Annotated in this window: 16 protein-coding genes; 7 read left to right on the top strand and 9 right to left on the bottom strand. The window is 36.8% G+C overall.

The genetic code is table 11. The annotated features are described in order from the left end of the window. Nucleotides 1-500 precede the first annotated feature (500 nt). The 9 genes from acs to M2372_RS06790 all read right to left on the bottom strand — a co-directional run bounded on the left by acs (nucleotide 501) and on the right by M2372_RS06790 (nucleotide 11,623). Nucleotides 501-2,408 (bottom strand): acetate--CoA ligase, encoded by a 1,908-nt coding sequence (acs, locus tag M2372_RS06830; protein ID WP_123319660.1) that lies wholly within the window; start codon nucleotides 2,406-2,408, stop codon nucleotides 501-503. 57 nt (nucleotides 2,409-2,465) lie between these two features. Then, nucleotides 2,466-4,352, bottom strand: a complete 1,887-nt coding sequence (locus M2372_RS06825; RefSeq protein ID WP_123319659.1) for an AMP-binding protein — start codon at nucleotides 4,350-4,352, stop codon at nucleotides 2,466-2,468. A 30-nt stretch (nucleotides 4,353-4,382) separates the two neighbouring features. After that, the gene (locus tag M2372_RS06820) at nucleotides 4,383-4,742 is read right to left on the bottom strand and encodes a response regulator transcription factor (RefSeq protein WP_115972302.1); all 360 of its coding nucleotides are present in this window, start codon (nucleotides 4,740-4,742) and stop codon (nucleotides 4,383-4,385) included. Between the two features lie 9 nt (nucleotides 4,743-4,751). Further along, on the bottom strand, nucleotides 4,752-7,454 hold the full coding sequence (locus tag M2372_RS06815; protein ID WP_123319658.1) for an ATP-binding protein: 2,703 nt from the start codon (nucleotides 7,452-7,454) through the stop codon (nucleotides 4,752-4,754). Then, complete coding sequence (locus M2372_RS06810) at nucleotides 7,447-7,641, bottom strand: hypothetical protein (protein ID WP_115972300.1); 195 nt, start codon at nucleotides 7,639-7,641, stop codon at nucleotides 7,447-7,449. Before M2372_RS06810 ends, M2372_RS06815 begins: the two co-directional genes overlap by 8 nt. Before the next feature lie 65 nt (nucleotides 7,642-7,706). Further along, the gene (locus M2372_RS06805) at nucleotides 7,707-7,934 is read right to left on the bottom strand and encodes a DUF6814 family protein (protein ID WP_123319657.1); all 228 of its coding nucleotides are present in this window, start codon (nucleotides 7,932-7,934) and stop codon (nucleotides 7,707-7,709) included. 43 nt (nucleotides 7,935-7,977) lie between these two features. Then, nucleotides 7,978-9,558, bottom strand: a complete 1,581-nt coding sequence (locus M2372_RS06800) for an MFS transporter (protein ID WP_123319656.1) — start codon at nucleotides 9,556-9,558, stop codon at nucleotides 7,978-7,980. 97 nt (nucleotides 9,559-9,655) lie between these two features. Next, a complete protein-coding gene (locus tag M2372_RS06795; RefSeq protein WP_115972297.1) occupies nucleotides 9,656-11,035 on the bottom strand; it encodes a porin in 1,380 nt (459 codons plus the stop codon). A gap of 171 nt (nucleotides 11,036-11,206) precedes the next feature. Further along, nucleotides 11,207-11,623 carry a helix-turn-helix domain-containing protein gene (locus M2372_RS06790; RefSeq protein WP_123319655.1) on the bottom strand — a complete coding sequence of 139 codons (417 nt, stop codon included), beginning with the start codon at nucleotides 11,621-11,623 and terminating at the stop codon, nucleotides 11,207-11,209. A 160-nt stretch (nucleotides 11,624-11,783) separates the two neighbouring features. On the opposite strand from M2372_RS06790, the gene M2372_RS06785 reads away from it, so the two are divergent. From M2372_RS06785 to M2372_RS06755, 7 genes are all read left to right on the top strand, one after another. Further along, nucleotides 11,784-12,419: a GNAT family N-acetyltransferase gene (locus M2372_RS06785; protein WP_228455719.1), complete on the top strand. Its 636-nt coding sequence runs from the start codon at nucleotides 11,784-11,786 to the stop codon at nucleotides 12,417-12,419. Continuing rightward, nucleotides 12,391-13,587: an argininosuccinate synthase gene (gene argG / locus M2372_RS06780; protein WP_123319654.1), complete on the top strand. Its 1,197-nt coding sequence runs from the start codon at nucleotides 12,391-12,393 to the stop codon at nucleotides 13,585-13,587. Before M2372_RS06785 ends, argG begins: the two co-directional genes overlap by 29 nt. 54 nt (nucleotides 13,588-13,641) lie before the next feature. After that, complete coding sequence (gene argC, locus M2372_RS06775) at nucleotides 13,642-14,607, top strand: N-acetyl-gamma-glutamyl-phosphate reductase (protein ID WP_115972294.1); 966 nt, start codon at nucleotides 13,642-13,644, stop codon at nucleotides 14,605-14,607. 267 nt (nucleotides 14,608-14,874) lie between these two features. Next, the gene (locus tag M2372_RS06770) at nucleotides 14,875-16,014 is read left to right on the top strand and encodes an aspartate aminotransferase family protein (protein WP_123319653.1); all 1,140 of its coding nucleotides are present in this window, start codon (nucleotides 14,875-14,877) and stop codon (nucleotides 16,012-16,014) included. Nucleotides 16,015-16,046: 32 nt separating this feature from the next. After that, on the top strand, nucleotides 16,047-17,006 hold the full coding sequence (locus tag M2372_RS06765) for an N-acetylornithine carbamoyltransferase (protein WP_123319652.1): 960 nt from the start codon (nucleotides 16,047-16,049) through the stop codon (nucleotides 17,004-17,006). A gap of 179 nt (nucleotides 17,007-17,185) precedes the next feature. Next, nucleotides 17,186-17,980 (top strand): acetylglutamate kinase, encoded by a 795-nt coding sequence (gene argB / locus M2372_RS06760; protein ID WP_123320113.1) that lies wholly within the window; start codon nucleotides 17,186-17,188, stop codon nucleotides 17,978-17,980. Beyond that, nucleotides 17,955-19,037 (top strand): M20 family metallo-hydrolase, encoded by a 1,083-nt coding sequence (locus M2372_RS06755; protein ID WP_123319651.1) that lies wholly within the window; start codon nucleotides 17,955-17,957, stop codon nucleotides 19,035-19,037. Before argB ends, M2372_RS06755 begins: the two co-directional genes overlap by 26 nt. The last annotated feature ends 194 nt before the right edge of the window (nucleotides 19,038-19,231 follow it).

Here is a 19,231-nt window from a genome sequence, read left to right as displayed (position 1 = left end):
AATGGGTTTTAAAGTTGTGATTAAAGTTAATAATAATTTTTCTATTTTTTTAATGTAAAGTCAATAAAATTTATCTATTAATATTTTATCTATAAAATAATGTTAAAATATTTGAAAATATCTATTGAACAGGTGTTTGAATTTGTCAACTTAATAATTTTTTTAAAATCCTATACAGGAATTAAGGTTTCATCAATTCCCCTGCTAAAAGAAGGATCTAAAATTTTCCTGTTATTTAACTCTAATTTTTGGATATGAGTTAATTTATTGCTCACGCAGATTTAATACCCGAAATTATATTTTAAATTCTGTTATTCTCAACGGAATGAAGTGAGTGGAGAGTCTCCAAGACTCTAAAAAAACAGTTTATTATAATGTCATTATCTAAGTAATTTGCGAAATCAGCGAGAGGTTATATAAAAAGATAATGAGAAGCTTATACATAAAAAGAGATCACTTCATATAGAAATGATCTCTTTGTTTTACTATTTTAAATTCAATTAAATTCTTTCGTTTTTAATTTCCTCTACAATTTCCGGGTTCAGTAAGGTGCTGATGTCTCCGAAATTGCCGAAGTCTCCCTCCGCAATTTTTCTAAGGATTCTACGCATGATTTTACCGGAACGTGTTTTTGGAAGACCTGAAACAAACTGTATCTTATCCAGCTTGGCAATAGGCCCTATCTGGTCAGCGATCAACTGATTGATTTCCTTCTTAAGATTTTCCTTATCACGGCCTTCTCCGGATTCTTTAAGCATAACATAACCATACAATGCGTTTCCTTTGATATCATGTGGATAGCCTACAATTGCAGACTCTGCAACAGCAGGATGCTGGTTGATGCTGTCTTCAATAGGAGCGGTTCCCAGATTATGACCTGAAACGATGATAACATCGTCTACACGCCCTGTAATTCTGTAATAACCTACTTCATCTCTCAGAGCTCCGTCACCTGTAAAATATTTCCCAGGGAAAGCCGTAAAGTAGGTTTCCTTATATCTTTGGTGGTCTCCCCAGATGGTTCTTGCAATGCCCGGCCATGGAAAACGGATACAAAGATTTCCGGTTACCTGATTACCTGTAATTTCATTACGCTTGTCATCCATTAAAACAGGCTGGATTCCCGGTAAAGGAAGAGTTGCATAAGTAGGTTTGGTAGGGGTGACGAAAGGAAGAGGTGAAATCATAATTCCTCCGGTTTCGGTTTGCCACCAGGTGTCAACAATCGGGCATTTTTTCTTTCCAACATGATCATTAAACCAATGCCATGCTTCATCATTAATAGGTTCCCCTACAGATCCGATGACTTTCAGAGAACTCAGGTCATGCTTGTCTACCCATTCTGCGCTTTCTTTAGCTAAAGAACGAATGGCGGTAGGAGCGGTATAGAACTGCGTGATCTTATGCTTTTCAATCACTTCCCAGAAACGGTCCGGTTCGGGATACGTTGGAACTCCTTCAAAAATAACAGTGGTAGCTCCATTCAGCAATGGTCCGTAAAGAATGTAAGAGTGGCCTGTGATCCAGCCAATATCTGCTGTACACCAGTAAATATCATTTTCTTTATAGTTAAATACATTTTTGAAGGTGTAAGCAGTATACACCATATATCCGGCACAGGTATGAAGCATTCCTTTTGGTTTTCCCGTAGAACCGGAAGTGTAAAGGATGAAAAGCGGATCTTCAGAATCCATAATAATGGTTACAAAATCAGGAGAAGCTTTTTCGTACAGGTCTGACAACCAGTGATCTCTTCCTTCTTTCATTTTGATTTCATTGTGGGTCCTTTTAACTACAAGAATGTTTTCAACCGTTGGTGTTTTTTCTACAGCTTCATCAACAATGCTTTTCAGATCCAGCACTTTATTTCCTCTGTAGCTTCCATCTGAAGTGATTACCATTTTAGCTTCACAGTCATTCACTCTTGAAGATACGGCAGAAGCAGAAAATCCGGCAAATATAACGGAATGCACAGCGCCCAGCTTAGCACATGCCAGCATGGTAATTGCCAATTCTGGGATCATAGGAAGATAGATACAGACTCTGTCTCCTTTTTCAATGCCCATATCCTTTAAAACATTGGCTGTTTTATTGACACGGGTATATAGTTCGTTGTAGGAGATGTGTTGAGCTTCCTCTTTTGGATCATTGGGCTCCCAGATGATCGCAGTCTTGTCGCCTCTGATGGCTAGATGTCTGTCCAGACAATTTTTGGTGATATTGAGCTTGGCGTTTTTGAACCATTCAATTTTAGCTTCATTCATATCGTACTTAACAACCTTGCTCCATCTCTGATACCATACAAAGTTCTGATCGGCTACTTTGTCCCAGAATTTCTTCGGATTCTTGATGGATTTTTTGTAATCTTCAAAGTATTGTGGTAAATCTTCTATTAAGTAATTTCTCATATCCCTTTCGTTTTTTGAAATTTGAACTGTATTTTAAATATATGTTTAATTTTTCGTTTAAGCTCTGTATTCTCCGATCTTTTCCTGAATTTCTTCAATGATTTTTTCATCATCAATGGTTGGTGGAATCTGGAAATCTTTTCCATCAAGCAAGGTTCTGATAAGCTTTCTTAAGATCTTTCCGGATCGTGTTTTAGGTAATCTTTTGACAACTAAGGCATTTTTTAAAAAAGCTACAGCGCCAATCTTTTCCCGAACCATTTGAATGATATTCTTTTCAATTTCTTCTTCGGTAATGGTGGAGCCATTTTTTAAAACAACCGTTGCAAAAGGAACCTGGCCTTTTAAATCATCGTCAATTCCTACAACAGCACATTCTGCAACATCAGGGTGTGACGAGACAATTTCTTCCATTTCTGAGGTGGAAAGTCGATGGCCAGCTACATTGATGACATCATCCACTCTTCCTGTGATGAAAATATAACCATCTTCATCCTGTATAGCTCCGTCACCAGAAAAATAATACCCGTTGTATTGCGATAAATAGCTGTTTTCAAAACGTTCATGGTCTTTCCAGATGCCCAGAAGTGCTCCCGGAGGAAGAGGGAGTTTAATGACTAAATAACCTTCATGATGAGGATCCAGCTGCAGTCCGTTTTCATCAAAAATTTTGATGTCATATCCGGGAATAGGTTTTCCTGCGGAAGCTCTTTTGATATTGTAACTTTCATCAAAGGTCAATAAACCAAGCATCGGCCACCCGGATTCTGTCTGCCACCAGTGATCGATAGCGGGAACTCCAATGTGTTCAGCAAACCAGTCCAAAGTGGCGACATCACATCTTTCACCGGCAAGAAATTGTTTTTTGAAGTGCGAAAGATCATATTTTTTTACCAATTCACCATTGGGATCTTCTTTTTTTATCGCTCTGATGGCTGTAGGAGCGGTAAACATCACGGAAACTTTATACTCTGAGATAATTCTCCAGAAAGTTCCTGCGTCAGGTGTCATAATAGGTTTTCCTTCAAAAATTACCGTTGTATTTCTGTTGAGTAACGGTCCGTAAACTGAATAACTATGCCCAACAGCCCAACCGAAATCCGAGGCTGCCCAATAAGTTTCACCCGGTTCAACACCGTATATATATTGCATGGAAAACTTTAATGCAGTAGCATATCCGCCGGTATCGCGAACAATTCCCTTTGGTTTTCCTGTAGTTCCTGAAGTATAAAGCAGATAGAGTGGGTGAGTGGATTCTACCGGAATGCAATCGGCAGGGTTTGATTTTTGAACCAATTCTTCATAATCAATAAGTCCGTCAAACATTTCGTGTTGGTTGTCTACTAATTTTCTGTTGTAAACAATAATATTATCGACTTTATCCTGAGCAAGTTCAATTGCTTTTTCTACTAATGGAAGATAAGGGATTCTTTTAGCAATTTCTATTCCTGCTGTGGCTGTGATTAAAACTTTAGGTTTGCAGTCATCAATTCTTACCACCAGTTCATGTGGGGCAAATCCTCCGAAAACTACATTATGAATAACTCCAATTCTTGCACAGGCAAGCATAGCAAAAAGAGTTTGTGGGATCATTGGCATGTAAATAACTGCTGTATCTCCTTTTTTTAATCCTAAAGAAGCCAGTCCGCCTGCAAATTTTGATATTTCTTCTTTAGCCTGATTGAAGGTATATGTTTTTTTCTGCCCTGTTACCGGTGAATCATAAACAACAGCATTCTGATCTCCGAAACCGTCTTCAATATGTTTGTCAATACATAAATGGCATATATTAAGTTTCCCGTCAGCAAACCACTGCGGATAATCGTTGATGTCTTTTGAAAGAATCTGTTGTGGAAATTCAAACCATTGTATAGCTTCAGCCTGTTCTTTCCAGAATTTTTCTTTGTCTTCTATGCTTTGTTTAAATAGAGTATCTGTATTCATATTAATAGTCTTCTGTTTGGTGTTTTTTCTCTAAAACAGCTCTTCAATCTGCTGTATCAGTTTCTTAATAGAATAGGGTTTTGTAACGTAAGCATCCGCTCCCATTTCAAGGCCTTTTTCAATATCTCTCGGATTGTTTTTGGCGCTGAGAAAGATCACTTTTGTGTCCTTTAGTTTTTCATCCTGTTTGATAAGGTCTAAGGTGCTGTAGCCATCAAGATTCGGCATCATAATGTCGAGCAGGATTACATCCGGAACCATTGTTTTTAAAAACTCCAGAACCTCGGTTCCGTCACGGGCAATGTAAACATCGTAACCGTTCTTTTTAAAACTGTATTCCAGGGACATTAATATTTTGTGTTCGTCATCTGCAATGATTATCTTTTTCATAAAGGCTTTTTAAAGGTGTTCAACTTCATTTTTAATCTCGTTTATTATTCTGTCAGGAAGACTGATGGTAAAAGTTACTCCAAGACCACTGTTTTCAGCTTTTATACTTCCGTTGTGGGCCTGTATTATTTTCTTGGAAATAGCCAGGCCAAGTCCGCTTCCTGTAGGTTTTAAAATGTTCTGATTTTTAGACTGATAAAACTTGTCAAAAATCATTTCCAGATCCTCTTCCGGAATGTGCTTTCCTGTATTGAAAATAGTAATCATCAACTGATTTTCTCTTTCAAACAATTTAGTTTGTATCGTTCCCAGTTCATCTGTGAATTTTAAGGCATTTCCCCATATATTCTGAAGCAGTTGAATCATTCGGGCTTCATCATATTCAAATATAACCCGGTTCAGGAGATTAACCTCACTTAAATGAATATTTTTCTGCTGTATCAGGTGCAATAGGGGGCTTAATGCTTTTTTATAGGTTTCAAGAATGTTGTTTTGTTGAATGTTTAACGAGATTTCACCATGCTGAAGTTTATCAAGATAAAGAATATCGTTGATGATCTCACTTAACCGGTCAGATTCTGTGATGATATTATTTAAAAACTCTTGCTTTATTTCAAAAGGAATATCATCATCGTCAGCTAAGATTTCTCCTGCTGAACGTATCGCAGTGATTGGGGTTCTCAGTTCATGGGCGACAGAATCCAGAAAGTCATCTTTTTGGCGGTCTTTAACAATCAGATTTTCATTGGCATTTCTAAGGTCATCAGAAAGCTTCTGTAATTCTTCAGACTGCTCCGTAAGTTTTTTGTTTAAACTGATGTTTTCTTTGGATTCTTCAAGGATATTCAAAACTTCTTTCAGTGATATTTTATCTTCTTTGGTGACTCCCTCAATCAGAATTTTAGCTGAAGCTGTCCCGATTCTTCCTGCCAGAAGGTTTTCCGAAAATTTAATGAATCTTGAATCAGCAGTCTCTGTTTTAGAATCAATATTATATTTTAAATTGAATATTCTCAACGCCTGCTCGGTTTTGTTTTTACCTAAAAATCTTTCCAGGATATTCTGAATATCGGAAATATAGGCCGTTCCTCTCCAGATGAATGCATTTTCGTGATTTTGAATATATTTGTCAATGTCTACATACAGTTCAGCAAAGTTTCTTTCACGGTAATTTCCTTTGGTGCTCACTGAAACAATCGTAAACAAGCCAGTATTCACAAGAATTGACCAGAAAAAAATCTGAGGAATCCTGGCCAGATAAGGAATGGTAAAGAAGTTGAAAGAATTATACATATCCCTTAAAACCCCTTTGAGCTCTTGGTTGTACGAAAAATAATACTGTGGAATGATTAATCCGAAATAACAAATAGCTAATCCGGCAGCAAGCCCGATAACAGCGCCTTTATAGCTTCCTCTTCTCCAGAATATAGCTCCAAAAAATGCCGGAGCGAGCTGTGCAATCACTACAAAAGAGATCAATCCCACAGAATCCAGCGATGTTTTTAAAATAAAATATTTGTAGAACACAAAGGCCATGATAATCAGTGCAAAAATGCTGAATTTTCTGATGTTGGTAATGCTTCTTGTATTTTGTTCCTCATTTTCAGATTTCAGTTTTCCAAGCAAACCGTAAGGAATGATGAGGTTGTTGGAAAGCATGATGGATAAAGTAATAGCAGAGATGATAATCATGGAAATACATGAACTCAATCCGCCAAGGAAAACCAAAACGGTGATTAAAGTATTGCCGAAATGCTGCGGAATTAAAATAGAGTAGAACTCAGGATTTACTTTCTCACCATCAAAGATCAGCCTTCCGCCCCATGCAATCGGGAAAATAAATATGGTGAAGATTAATAAATAAAGCGGAAAAAACCATATTGCTGTTCTGATGTGCTTTTCCTGTCTGTTTTCAACGATCGCGGTATGAAACTGTCGTGGTAATATACAGATAGCTGTTGCTGAGATCATGCATAAAACCATCCAGTTCATGGCACCCTCAATGCCGTTGAAAGTATTTTTTTCTTTAAAATCTTCAAAACGACTAGCTTTTTGGTAGATGTCTGTAAATCCATCAAAAACATAGTAGATCACAAAAAGACCAAGAATAATGATGAAAAATAATTTTAGGAAGCTTTCCAGTGCAATAGCGGAGATAATTCCCAGTCGCTTTTCCGAAGCGTCTACATATCTTGTTCCGTAATAGGAAGAAAATAAAGCGATTAAAATCACCACAAATGTGGCATTGTCGGTCAGTATATTCTTCGACATCGGAGTTTCTGTTACCAGATGGAAGGTTTCTGATATGGCTTTGATCTGTAATCCGATGTAAGGAACAATCGCTAAAAGACAGACAATCGTGATAATCGCACTCAGACTTCTGCTGTTTCCATATCGTAACGAGATGAAATCTGCAAGGCTGCTTATTTTATTAACCCTGGCAATTCTTACAATTCTTGTGTTAATATAAATCCAGGCAGGAATAATCATTGCAGGGCCAATATAAATCGGTAAATAGTTTAATCCGCTTGTAGCGGCCACTCCGATGCTCCCGTAATACGTCCATGCTGTACAATACACAGCCAATGACAATGCATAAATGTAAGGATTGTTGATCCAGAACTTGCTTCTTTTCTTCTCTGCCAGATGGGCAACTAAGAACAGAAGAGCCAGATAAAACATAACCACAGAAAATAATGCGAAGCTACTCATTGTGCTTTTTTACAATTACAAAGGAAATTACAATGGAGATCATCCAGACAACAAACAGGTAAATTAGAATCATAGGATATCCGAAAACCTCCCGCTCATTATTGAAAAGCAGTGAAATAGGAATACTGAAAGCAATCATCAGTCCGATGCTCAGGATAACCAGTTTTTGTTCGTGTCTTTTTTTCATAAATGATGATGGATAAAAGATAATTGATGAATATGAGCATTCATCAATTATCATTATCTGTTTAATTATAATTTTTCGTCAGAATACTCTCCTGTTAAAGCGTAATAGCCAAAAACAGCCATTCCACCTGAAACAATCGGCATCAGTACAAACAGGATGATGATCCCGAAAACCAGGTCTTCCTGTTTTCCGGAAGTTATTTTTGGAATTCCCATTACTGTAATTGCAAAATATCCTACGACCACAGCTATTGCGATCCAGAGTATGCCTAATATTTTTTTTAGTGCGTTCATTTTAGTAGTTTTAAAATTAATAAAAATTTGAGTGATTCAGTGATTAATCGTGAAGATTATTGTTCTTATTTTTAAGATAAATTAATCCGATAATCAAGCAGACTGTAGCCACTCCGATCGGATACCATAATCCCTCAAGATACCATGTGGCATGTCCCGCTTCTTTTCCTGTAGTTACCAGATAAGTAGCTACGGCCGGAAGAAGTCCTCCAAATACACCATTTCCAATATGATAGGGCAAAGACATCGAAGTGTAACGGATTCTCACTGGGAACATTTCAACAAGGAACGCTGCAATAGGCCCATAAACCATAGTTACGAATATCACCTGGATAAATACTAAGAAAACCAGATACCATTTTGTGCTGTCACTCACCGTTACAGATTGTGAAACCTTAGGTTCTTCAGCTTTTCCGTCTTTTATAACAGGACCACTTGGTGACCAGTGAACGATACTGTCTTTTTTAATTAAAGTTCCATCGGTATAAAGTGTTTCTTTATGGAAGGTTACAAGGCTGTCTGTAGCAATGTCTTTGTGGATTTTAGCGGTTCTTTTTTCGGTAATTCCACTAGTGGCTACCGTTTTATTTTCAAGACTGACGCTTTTGAACATGCTGTCATAAATAGGTCTGTACGCTAAAATTGCCACCAGCATTCCGGTCATCATTACAGCTTTTCTTCCTATTTTATCTGATAACCAGCCAAAAAATACAAAGAAAGGAGTTCCTAAAAATAAAGCAGTCGCCATTAAATAATCTACCTGAGTAGAATCAATATTCATTACTTTCTGCATGAAGCTCATAGCGTAGAATTGTCCTGTATACCAGATTACCCCTTGTCCCATTGCTGCTCCAAAAAGAGCAAGCAATACGAATTTAAAGTTGAATTTATTACCAAAACTCTCTTTTAAAGGATTTTTAGAAGTTTTTCCTTCACTTTTCGCCTTGGCAAAAAGGGGAGATTCCTTCATGTTTTTTCTGATAATATAAGAAACTCCCACCATTAAGATTGAGATCCAGAAAGGAACCCTCCATCCCCAGCCGTCGAATTCTTCGGGAGAAAGTGTATTTTTTGTAATTAAAATAACAATCAGTGAAATGAAAAGCCCTGCTGTGGCTGTGGTTTGAATCCATGAAGTCCAGTAGCCTCTTCGATGAGGTTGTGCATATTCCGCTACATAAGTTGCTGCCCCTCCATATTCGCCCCCAAGAGCAAGACCTTGTAATAATCTAAGGATTAAAACCAAAACCGGAGCCAGGAACCCGATGGTTTCATAACTTGGGATACATCCGATAAGAAAAGTGGAAAACCCCATAATGAGCAGAGTGACAAGGAAAGTGTATTTTCTTCCGATAATGTCACCCAGTCTTCCGAAGAATAAAGCCCCAAAGGGTCTTACCACAAATCCAGCTGCAAAAGTGGCTAGCGTAGATAAAAATGCCGCTGTCGGATTATCTGCAGGGAAAAATTTGGTCGCTAAAACAATGGCCAAACTTCCGAAGATGTAGAAGTCATACCATTCTATCAATGTTCCGAGGGATGAAGCAGTGATAACACTCCAGATGGTGCGGTTTTTCTGCTTTTCGGTCATATTTTCGTAGCTTTCGTGATGGTTTTCGCTCATATTGATTGGTTTTTGATGTTAATGGAAAGAGTAAAATGTTTTATTCTTAATAGAACTTAGCTCATCTTACATTTTATATTGCCTTAATGTGTTTAGATTATAAGTAGATCTGGAACTGTACGATGAATTCTCCTTTTGAAGAAGGTTTTTCAGTAGGATTGGTGTAAACTGGTCTTGTTGAATACTGGGTTGTGATTTTTGCATGATGTCCGTCAATAAACCAGTTAGCTCCAACATCAAACTGAGAAGATGATTTGTCAAATGCTTCAAAGTTTTTGTGAGTATATGCTGCAAAGGGTTGTATTCTGATTTTCGGCTTTTCTGCCTGACTTGGTAATAGCAAACCGGCCTGTGCGTAGATAATATTACCTGTTCCGATGGTAGGCTGTAAATTTCCCGGTCCTGCGATCGCTTTATTGCCAATGAAATTAGGGTCGGTAGCTGCAATATTCATTGTTCCCAGATTTCTTACATAATTTGGACCGAAATTGTAGTTATAATATCCGGCGTAGGCTGAAACTGCCATTTTGTTTTTGGCTTCTCCCAATGGGATATCTGCAAAAGCATCTACCGCAAAAAGAGTTATGTCATGTTTTTCTACATTTGAATTCACTGAAGTTCTGGTTCCGTCTGCCTGATGGTAAAATCCGGCTCCTACATTGAATACTTTTTTTGTCCCAAGATAAGATCCTACTTTGAAAGGTAAGGTGTTGGATTCCTCATCTAAGAATTGATATTCAACATATCCTGCTTTTGAAAAACTTGGATTTCCGTTATTGTCTACTGCTACGGCTTTTGACGGATCGGTCACATTCGCAGGAGCAAGGTCTGTAGCAAAAGGTTTGTTTAAGCTGAAACGATATTCCAGTTTTCCGTATTTACCCTTAGCAAACATTCCGATTTGTCTTCCAAACTGATCCGAATTGTCTATCAGTGGCCATGAGAATACCGGAGAATCTACTGTAAGAAAGTTTAGGGTAGAGGCCATAGTCATACGGGAAAGTCCCATGTAGTAATGAAGCCCTGCCCCTAAAGATAAACTGAATTTTCCTGCTTCTCCAGGTAAAATAACTGCATATTCATTCCAGGCATCATGGAAAAACATCTGGGTTTTCTTTCCGTTTCCGTAACCTCCTGTTCCTGAGGTTCCTGATCCGCCGCCATTGATGAAAGTCTGATTGTTGATTCCAAAATGAAGGAGAATCATATATCTTTTAGAGATCTGCGCATACGTTAGAGCGCGTAATCGTCTGTTTCCCAGATTCCACGTGTTATCTGTTGGTTCATTTCCAACCATACTTCCGGGATTCATGGCACTGTTTCTTAGCCAAAGCTGATCCCATAAAATAAATCTGATGAATTTGTCTCCCTCAGGATTGAGGTTAATTTTTAATCCGCTGCCATAATCAGGAGAACCCTGCGAATACATAGAACCGCTAATTAAGGCTATTCCAATAAATGTAAGTAATTTCTTCATAAATTATCAATTTTTGGCGTTGTTTTTTGTGAAAGCCAAATTGTAATTAATAATTTATTTATGAAAATTTAATATATACTATTGGTAATACTATAGTTATATAGAATTGAAAGTATAAAATTCAGACTGCAAAGTCTATTATCTATCAATCTATTCTCTTTATTCCACCCTCTATTTCTTAAATCTTTCCCATTTAATCAACATATACTTATCAGCAAACTGAGTAATAATAATCCCGGAATTTTTAATGTTGTCTTCTTTAGCAATGTATTCAATCAATTCATTCTGTTTTAATATTTTATACACAGGATGGAATTCAGAATGGGGTGGCCTTGTAATATTATATTTCTTGATCCATGAACTTATCGTAACATGAGAAACCCCAATAATTCTTTCAATTTCACGGTAGCTTAAGCCTTCCAGATAGAGTTGTAAGGCTTTGGTTACATAATAGTCATCAATCTGTTTTCCCAGCTTTTTTACGGTAAAATAATAGTTGCAGCTTTTACAGAGAAATCTCTGTTTCTCATTGATAATTCCGCTTTTAACCACTTTATTACCCTTGCATTTTGGACATGTATTTTCCATAGCTATATTATTTTAGCAAATATATAATAAATTAGCAAAAATATATTTTTCAATAAAGATAATTTTACCTGTGTAAATTTTTAAAACAAAAAAAATATCTTTTTAATTTGGTTTTTAAAGAAAATATATTTTAAATTTGCCAAAAAAATTAGATAAATAAATGGAAATAGAAATTTCCTCATGCGAACATCTAATGTATGTGAGTGAAATACAGCAGGAAATGTATGATTCTGCACAGCGTAGAGGAACGGGAATCGCAAAACGTTCCATCGAATATTTGAGTAAGAAGATTTCAGAAGGCAATGCTGTGGTTGCTACTGAAAACGGCGAGTGGGTAGGTTTCTGTTATATAGAGACCTGGTCGCATGGGAAGTTTGTGGCTAATTCGGGATTGATTGTATCTCCCAAATTCAGGCATGGCGGAGTGGCTACTCAAATTAAGCATAAAGTTTTCCAGTTATCTAGAGAAAAATATCCGGAAGCAAAGGTATTCGGGTTAACAACAGGTCTTGCGGTAATGAAAATCAACAGTGATTTAGGATATAAGCCGGTGATTTATTCTGAACTGACTCAGGATGAAGAGTTTTGGAGCGGCTGTAAGAACTGTGTGAATTATGAAATTTTAATGAAAAAGGAACGTAAAAACTGCTTATGTACAGCCATGTTATTTGTTCCGGAAAATATAAAAAAAAATGAGGTTGTAAATCAGCCTGATCAAAATAAAGTAAACAGTGTTGTGAATACACAACCAGAAATTAAATATAACAATGAACAAGAAAGTCATCTTAGCATTTAGTGGAGGTTTAGATACTTCCTACTGTGCAAAATATCTTAGTGAAACACTGGGGTATGACGTGTATGCGGTTACTGTAAATACCGGAGGTTTTTCTAAAGAAGAAGAAAAAGAATTAGAAAGAAAAGCTTTAAACCTAGGAGTAAAAGAGTACAGGTGCGTAGATGCTCAGGAAGATTATTATAACTCTTGTGTAAAGTATTTGATTTTTGGAAATGTATTAAAAAATAACACCTATCCTCTTTCTGTAAGTGCTGAGCGTACCATTCAGGCGCAGGAAATTGCAAAATATGCTATTGAAGTAGGAGCAGATGCTATTGCTCATGGAAGTACCGGTGCCGGAAACGATCAGGTTCGTTTTGATTTGATTTTCCAGGTAATGTGTTCTGATATTGAGATCATTACACCAATTCGTGACATGGCTTTATCTCGTGAAGAGGAGATTGAGTTTTTGAAGAATCATGGGTATGAAATGGAATTCCATAAAGCACAATATTCGGTAAATAAAGGACTTTGGGGAACTTCTGTAGGTGGAAAAGAGACTTTAACATCAAGAAGTTATCTGCCGGAAGAAGCTTTTCCATCTCAGGTTCAGGAAACTCAACCTTCAGAACTGGAAATTGAATTTAAAAATGGAGAAGTGGTAGCGGTAAATGGAGAAAGCTTTGAACATTCTGTATATGCTATTCAAAAAATAGAAAAACTGGCTTCTGCTTATGGAATTGGACGTGATATTCATGTTGGTGATACTATCGTAGGAATCAAAGGAAGAGTAGGATTTGAAGCAGCGGCAGCCTCGGTGATTATCAAAGCGCATCATTTATTGGAAAAACATACCCTTTCAAAATATCAGCAGATGATGAAATCTCAGTTATCTGATTGGTATGGAAACTGGCTTCATGAAGCGCTTTTCTTAGATCCGGTAATGAGAAATATTGAATCTTTCTTAACGGATTCTCAGAAAACAGTGAGTGGGAAAGTATTTGTAACCCTTCATCCATACAGATTTGTCTTAAATGGAATTGAATCTGATCACGATTTAATGTCTGATAAATTCGGAAGCTATGGTGAAGCCAACAGAGCATGGACGGGAGAAGATGTAAAAGGATATACAAAAATTGTAAGCAATTCCTTAAATATATATCACCAGATTAATCAAAATATCAACTAAAGTTCCGAAGGAGCGATTTAACAAAAGATAGGATAGAATTCTATCGATTAAAATATGAAAAAGACAGTAGGAATAGTTGGTGCCAACGGATATACAGGAAGCGAGTTAATACGTTTACTGGCTTTCCATCCCCATGTGACATTGAGTTTTTTATATAGTCGTTCGAATTCGGGAACAAGAATTTCGGATCTGTACCCGGATTTAACGACGGTTTGTGAGCAGGTACTGACGGACCAGCCTGAAGAAGTAGATATTCTTTTTTTATGTCTTCCACACAAGGAAAGTCAGAACTGGTTAACCCAAAATCCGGTTAAAGAAGAAACATTGGTGATTGATCTGGGAAATGATTTTCGTTTGGACGGAAATTTTGAAAAGAGAAATTTTATCTACGGATTGCCGGAAATCAATAAAAAACAACTTTCAGGATCAAAAAGTATTGCAAATCCCGGATGTTTTGCCACAGCCATTCAGTTAGCATTATTGCCATTGGCTGGGAAAGAGGCTTTGGATGAGGTTTATACTACCGGAATCACAGGCTCTACAGGAGCTGGACAGTCTTTACAGGCAACGACTCATTTTACCTGGAGGAATGATAATGTATCAGCTTATAAAACTTTGGCTCATCAGCATGTAGATGAAATTTTACAACAAATAGTTTTGTTTAATCATAAAGAAGTCAGCCTGAATTTTGTACCATGGAGAGGGGATTTTGCAAGAGGGATTTTTACAAGTTCTACAGTGAAAACAGATTTGGGACTTTCTGATCTCTATCAATTGTATCAGGATTTTTATGCAGAAGCGCCGTTTGTTACGGTAAGTGAAAAAGCAATTGATTTAAAGCAGGTTGTCAATACGAATCGCTGTGTGATCCAGATTGAAAAGAGTGGAAATGTTGCCGTTATTCACTCAGCGATTGACAATTTGTTAAAAGGAGCTTCAGGACAAGCTGTGCAAAACATGAATATCGCGATGGGCTGGGAAGAAAATACAGGCTTGAATTTAAAACCGATAGCATTTTAAATTCAATTGATTAAAATAAGTCAATCGTAAGTTTTAAAAACTAACATCAAATCCGACTTAGGAAAATGGAGCGTTAAGAAAATTAATTCTGTGAACGTTAAGAAAATTCTACTGTTCAAAGTGTGTATAAAATCGAAGAACTCGTTTAGAATTCGCACAAGTTTTAGAATTTTTAGAGAATAGAACTAATTTTTAGCGGAAGTTTCCAGGTCTTGAACTTTTGTTTCTTTTGTTTCAAGACGAAAGAAATTAATTAAAAACAAAAAAATGAATTTATTCAACGTATATCCATTATTCAACATAAATCCAATTAAAGCTCAGGGATCTTTCCTTTGGGATGATAAAGGAGAAAAATACCTTGATTTTTACGGTGGGCATGCTGTAATCTCTATCGGTCACAACCATCCGCATTATCAAAACAAGCTGAAAGAGCAGTTGGAAAAAATTTCTTTCTATTCTAATTCTGTTCAGAATGAATTACAGGTAGAGCTGGCTGATAAGCTTGGGAAACTTTCAGGATATGAAGATTATAGCCTTTTCTTATGTAATTCAGGAGCAGAAGCTAATGAAAATGCATTGAAGCTTGCTTCTTTTCACAATGGAAAAAGTAAAGTGCTTTATTTCTCGGGATCATTTCACGGAAGAACTTCTGCTGCAGTTTCTGTAACGGATAATCCAAAAATTGTTGCTCCGGTTAACTTTTCAGAACGATTTATCAAATCTGAATGGAATGACATTAAGCAACTTGAAGAAACTTTTGCCGCATATGGAAATGAGATTTCATCAGTCATTATTGAAGGAATTCAAGGGGTAGGTGGAATCATGATCCCAACACCGGAGTTTTTATCTAAAATTAAAGAATTGTGTGAAAAATATGACACTGTTTTGATTCTGGATGAAGTACAATCAGGATATGGAAGAAGCGGATATTTCTTTGCCCATCAGGAATTCGGAATTGAAGCGGATATCATTACAACAGCTAAGGGAATGGGGAACGGATTTCCTGTTGGCGGAGTTTTGATTAGTCCTAAGTTTCAGGCTAGTAATGGTTTGTTAGGAACAACATTTGGAGGAAATCACTTAGCCTGTGTAGCTTCGATTGCGGTTCTGGATGTAATGAAAGATGAAAATCTTATCGAAAATACTCAGCAAATGGGTGAGTATATTGAAAATGAAATTAAAGATTTATCCCATATTAAATCAATCCGAAGGAAAGGACTGATGATCGGAATAGAACTCGACAGAGACTGTTCAGAAGTAAGGAAAAGCTTACTGTTCGATCATCATATCTTCACTGGAAACTCTAATGATAAAAGTGTTTTAAGGATTCTTCCGGCACTGAATATCAAAAAAGAGGAAACAGATCTTTTTATCAGCGCTCTGAAAGAGGTGTTGGGAAATATTTAATAGGTATTAAAAATCTTTACAATCAATTCAAAATGAAAAAATTCACTACTGTAAGTGATGTAAAAAACTTACAGGAAATTATAAAAAAAGCTTTAGAAATTAAAGCAAACCCACTTTCTGAAACAGAAAAAGGAAAAGGAAAAACAATTGGTCTTGTATTCTTAAACTCAAGTTTAAGAACCCGTTTAAGCAGCCAGATTGCAGCGCAAAACCTGGGATTGAATGTATTAACTCTAAATGCAGCTCAGGAAGCCTGGAATCTTGAATTTGCTGACGGAGCTGTGATGAATGGAGATACCGTAGAGCACATCAAAGATGCTATTGAAGTTTTAAACCAATATTGTGACATCATTGCTGTACGTTGTTTTGCCGGAATGAAGAGCAAAGAAGACGATGTAAACGAAAGTATTCTGAGCCAATTCGAAAAACATGCAAAAGTTCCTGTTATTTCTTTGGAATCAGCAACCCGCCATCCTTTACAAAGTCTGGCAGACTGTATTACGATTACAGAAAAATGGAGAAAAGACTATAAGCCAAAAGTAGTTTTAACCTGGGCACCGCATATCAAACCGATTGCTCATGCAGTAGGAAATTCTTTTGCGGAATGGATGCAGGAAATGGACGTTGACTTGGTAATCGCTAATCCGGAAGGATATGATCTGGACCCTGCTTTCACAAAAGATGTAAAGATTGTTCATGATCAGGATGAAGCATTAAAAGAAGCTGATTTTATCTACGTAAAAAACTGGTCTTCTTTTGACGACTATGCAGCAATGCCTGAAGTAAAAGAAAACTGGATGCTTACCAATGAAAAACTGGCGAATACCAATCAGGCAAAAGTAATGCACTGTCTTCCGGTTCGCCGTAATGTAGAATTAAGTGATGAGGTAATGGATGGAGAAAATTCCATTATATACCAACAGGCAAAGAACCGAATTTTCTCAGCACAGGCAGTCTTTAGTGAAATTTTGGATGGCTTGAACGTTGAATAATTCTTTTTCAAACCCCTTGACAAGGTTCTAAACCTTGACAAGGATTGAAAATTCAACAAGACATAATTAATCCAAACAGAGTCCTGAAGTGACAATTTAATCTAGGGTTGGAATACATTCCAATCAATTTAAAACCCCAGATAGAATGGAAATTCTATCAATACAATAAACATAAAAAAATGAAACAGAAAATATACATCATAAAAATAGGCGGTGCGCTCATTGATGATGAACGATTACTGGATCAATTTTTAGATCAGTTTTCCGAAATTAAAGAAAAGAAAATCCTTGTGCATGGTGGTGGTAAGTTAGCCACAACGCTTGCTGATAAACTGGGAATCGAGCAGAAGATGATTAATGGAAGGAGGATTACTGATAAAGAGACGTTGGATATTGTAACGATGGTATATGCAGGGGGAATCAATAAGAATATTGTTGAGAAACTACAACATAAAAAATGCAATGCCATAGGGTTTTCCGGAGCAGATGGGAATCTTATTAAAGCTAAAAAAAGAGAACATCCTGAAATAGATTTCGGCTTTGTAGGAGATATCAATAAGAAGAGTGTGAATAAGAAACTCGTTTCAAAGTTCATTAAGCTGGATCTTATTCCTGTATTTTCTGCCATTACCCACGATAAAAAAGGAAATCTTTTTAACACCAATGCAGACACTATTGCTTCTGTAATCGCTCAGGCTTTGTCTGAGAAATATGAAGTGGAGCTGCTGTATTGTTTTGATAAAAAAGGAGTGTTGGAAAATGTGGATGACCCGGAATCTCTCATCAAAAGTATTTCTGAAGACGATTTTACAACATTGAAAGAAGAAGGAAAGCTTCATAAAGGGATTTTACCCAAACTTGAAAATGCTCTTGGAGCAATAAAAAATAATGTAAACAAAGTGTTTCTGATTAAAGAAACAGAATTGAAAAACCATATAGAGAATCATCATGCAGGAACCGAAATCTGTTTATAATAAAGAAGAATTGCTAAACAATGCTGTTGAATTGCTTAAAAATTTGATTGAAATTCCTTCATTCAGCAAAGATGAATTCAATACGTCAGTGGAAATTGAAAACTTTTTCAAAAAGCACCAGATCCCGACGAAGCGTTTTAAAAACAATATCTGGGCGGTCAATAAAAACTTTGATGTATTTAAACCTTCAGTTTTACTCAATACGCATCATGATACGGTAAAACCAAACAAAGCATACACGCTGGATCCGTTTGTACCGATTGAAAAGGATGGGAAGCTGTTCGGATTGGGGAGCAATGATGCCGGAGCCTCTCTGGTTTCCATGGCGCAGGTTTTTTTACATTTTTATGATAAAGAAGATTTAGAATATAATTTAGTGATTGCGTTGACAGCAGAGGAGGAGATTTCAGGTTTTGACGGAATCGAGGCTCTGTTTCCACAGTTACCTAATATCGAGCTTGCCATTGTAGGAGAACCCTCGCAGATGAATCTGGCAATAGCGGAAAAAGGACTGTTGGTGATTGACGGAGAGATGAAAGGAACTCCTTCTCATGCTGCTCATCCTAATGACGATAACTCCATTATTAAATGTATGGAGGATCTTCAGGGAATTTTAAATTTTAAATTTCCGAAGGTTTCAGATTATCTGGGCGAAGTGAAAGTTACTCTTTCAGGAATGAATGCCGGAGTGCAGCATAACGTAGTACCGGAGTCCTGCCATTTTACATTAGATGTAAGGGTAACGGATGAATATTCCAATAAAGAAGCCTTTGATATCATTCAGTCGCAGATGAAATCAAAGCTTACCGCAAGGTCTTTCAGGTTAAATTCATCAAAAATCGAAATGGATCACCCGTTTGTAAAAGCAGGACTGGAAATAGGAAGGTCAACCTATGGTTCACCAACCTCTTCAGATCAGGCGATTATTCCATGTACATCTGTAAAACTGGGGCCTGGAGACAGTAGGCGCTCTCATACAGCGGATGAATTTATCTATATCAATGAAATAGAAGAAGGTATAGAGATCTACATCAAAATTTTGGAAAAAGTGTTATAAAAGATGGGAGCGGGAAGAAGGAAGAAAGGAAGTTATTGTGGTTTACTATTAACTTCCTGCCTCTAGCTTCAGACTTCCAGCTTACTATATATTTTGACAAATGCTCAGCAGGCAATAAAGTTCACGTTTTAATAAGGATTTATGCAAACAATACGATTAAAAGGGACTTTACATATTAAGGAAATGTTTTTTTA

Origin of the sequence: Chryseobacterium sp. BIGb0232 (genome assembly GCF_024810195.1) — a bacterium.
Lineage (GTDB): Bacteria > Bacteroidota > Bacteroidia > Flavobacteriales > Weeksellaceae > Chryseobacterium > Chryseobacterium pennae.
This window is presented reverse-complemented; position numbering and strand designations above follow the sequence as displayed.

Excerpts from the sequence above, each read along its gene's own strand:
- M2372_RS06820 (WP_115972302.1), bottom strand. The coding sequence starts at position 4,742 with ATGAAAAAGATAATCATTGCAGATGACGAACACAAAATATTAATGTCC.
- argB (WP_123320113.1), top strand. The coding sequence starts at position 17,186 with ATGAAACAGAAAATATACATCATAAAAATAGGCGGTGCGCTCATTGAT.
- argG (WP_123319654.1), top strand. The coding sequence starts at position 12,391 with ATGAACAAGAAAGTCATCTTAGCATTTAGTGGAGGTTTAGATACTTCC.
- M2372_RS06815 (WP_123319658.1), bottom strand. The coding sequence starts at position 7,454 with ATGAGTAGCTTCGCATTATTTTCTGTGGTTATGTTTTATCTGGCTCTT.
- M2372_RS06765 (WP_123319652.1), top strand. The coding sequence starts at position 16,047 with ATGAAAAAATTCACTACTGTAAGTGATGTAAAAAACTTACAGGAAATT.
- M2372_RS06805 (WP_123319657.1), bottom strand. The coding sequence starts at position 7,934 with ATGAACGCACTAAAAAAAATATTAGGCATACTCTGGATCGCAATAGCT.
- M2372_RS06800 (WP_123319656.1), bottom strand. The coding sequence starts at position 9,558 with ATGAGCGAAAACCATCACGAAAGCTACGAAAATATGACCGAAAAGCAG.
- argC (WP_115972294.1), top strand. The coding sequence starts at position 13,642 with ATGAAAAAGACAGTAGGAATAGTTGGTGCCAACGGATATACAGGAAGC.
- M2372_RS06810 (WP_115972300.1), bottom strand. The coding sequence starts at position 7,641 with ATGAAAAAAAGACACGAACAAAAACTGGTTATCCTGAGCATCGGACTG.
- M2372_RS06770 (WP_123319653.1), top strand. The coding sequence starts at position 14,875 with ATGAATTTATTCAACGTATATCCATTATTCAACATAAATCCAATTAAA.
- acs (WP_123319660.1), bottom strand. The coding sequence starts at position 2,408 with ATGAGAAATTACTTAATAGAAGATTTACCACAATACTTTGAAGATTAC.
- M2372_RS06790 (WP_123319655.1), bottom strand. The coding sequence starts at position 11,623 with ATGGAAAATACATGTCCAAAATGCAAGGGTAATAAAGTGGTTAAAAGC.
- M2372_RS06795 (WP_115972297.1), bottom strand. The coding sequence starts at position 11,035 with ATGAAGAAATTACTTACATTTATTGGAATAGCCTTAATTAGCGGTTCT.
- M2372_RS06755 (WP_123319651.1), top strand. The coding sequence starts at position 17,955 with ATGCAGGAACCGAAATCTGTTTATAATAAAGAAGAATTGCTAAACAAT.
- M2372_RS06825 (WP_123319659.1), bottom strand. The coding sequence starts at position 4,352 with ATGAATACAGATACTCTATTTAAACAAAGCATAGAAGACAAAGAAAAA.
- M2372_RS06785 (WP_228455719.1), top strand. The coding sequence starts at position 11,784 with ATGGAAATAGAAATTTCCTCATGCGAACATCTAATGTATGTGAGTGAA.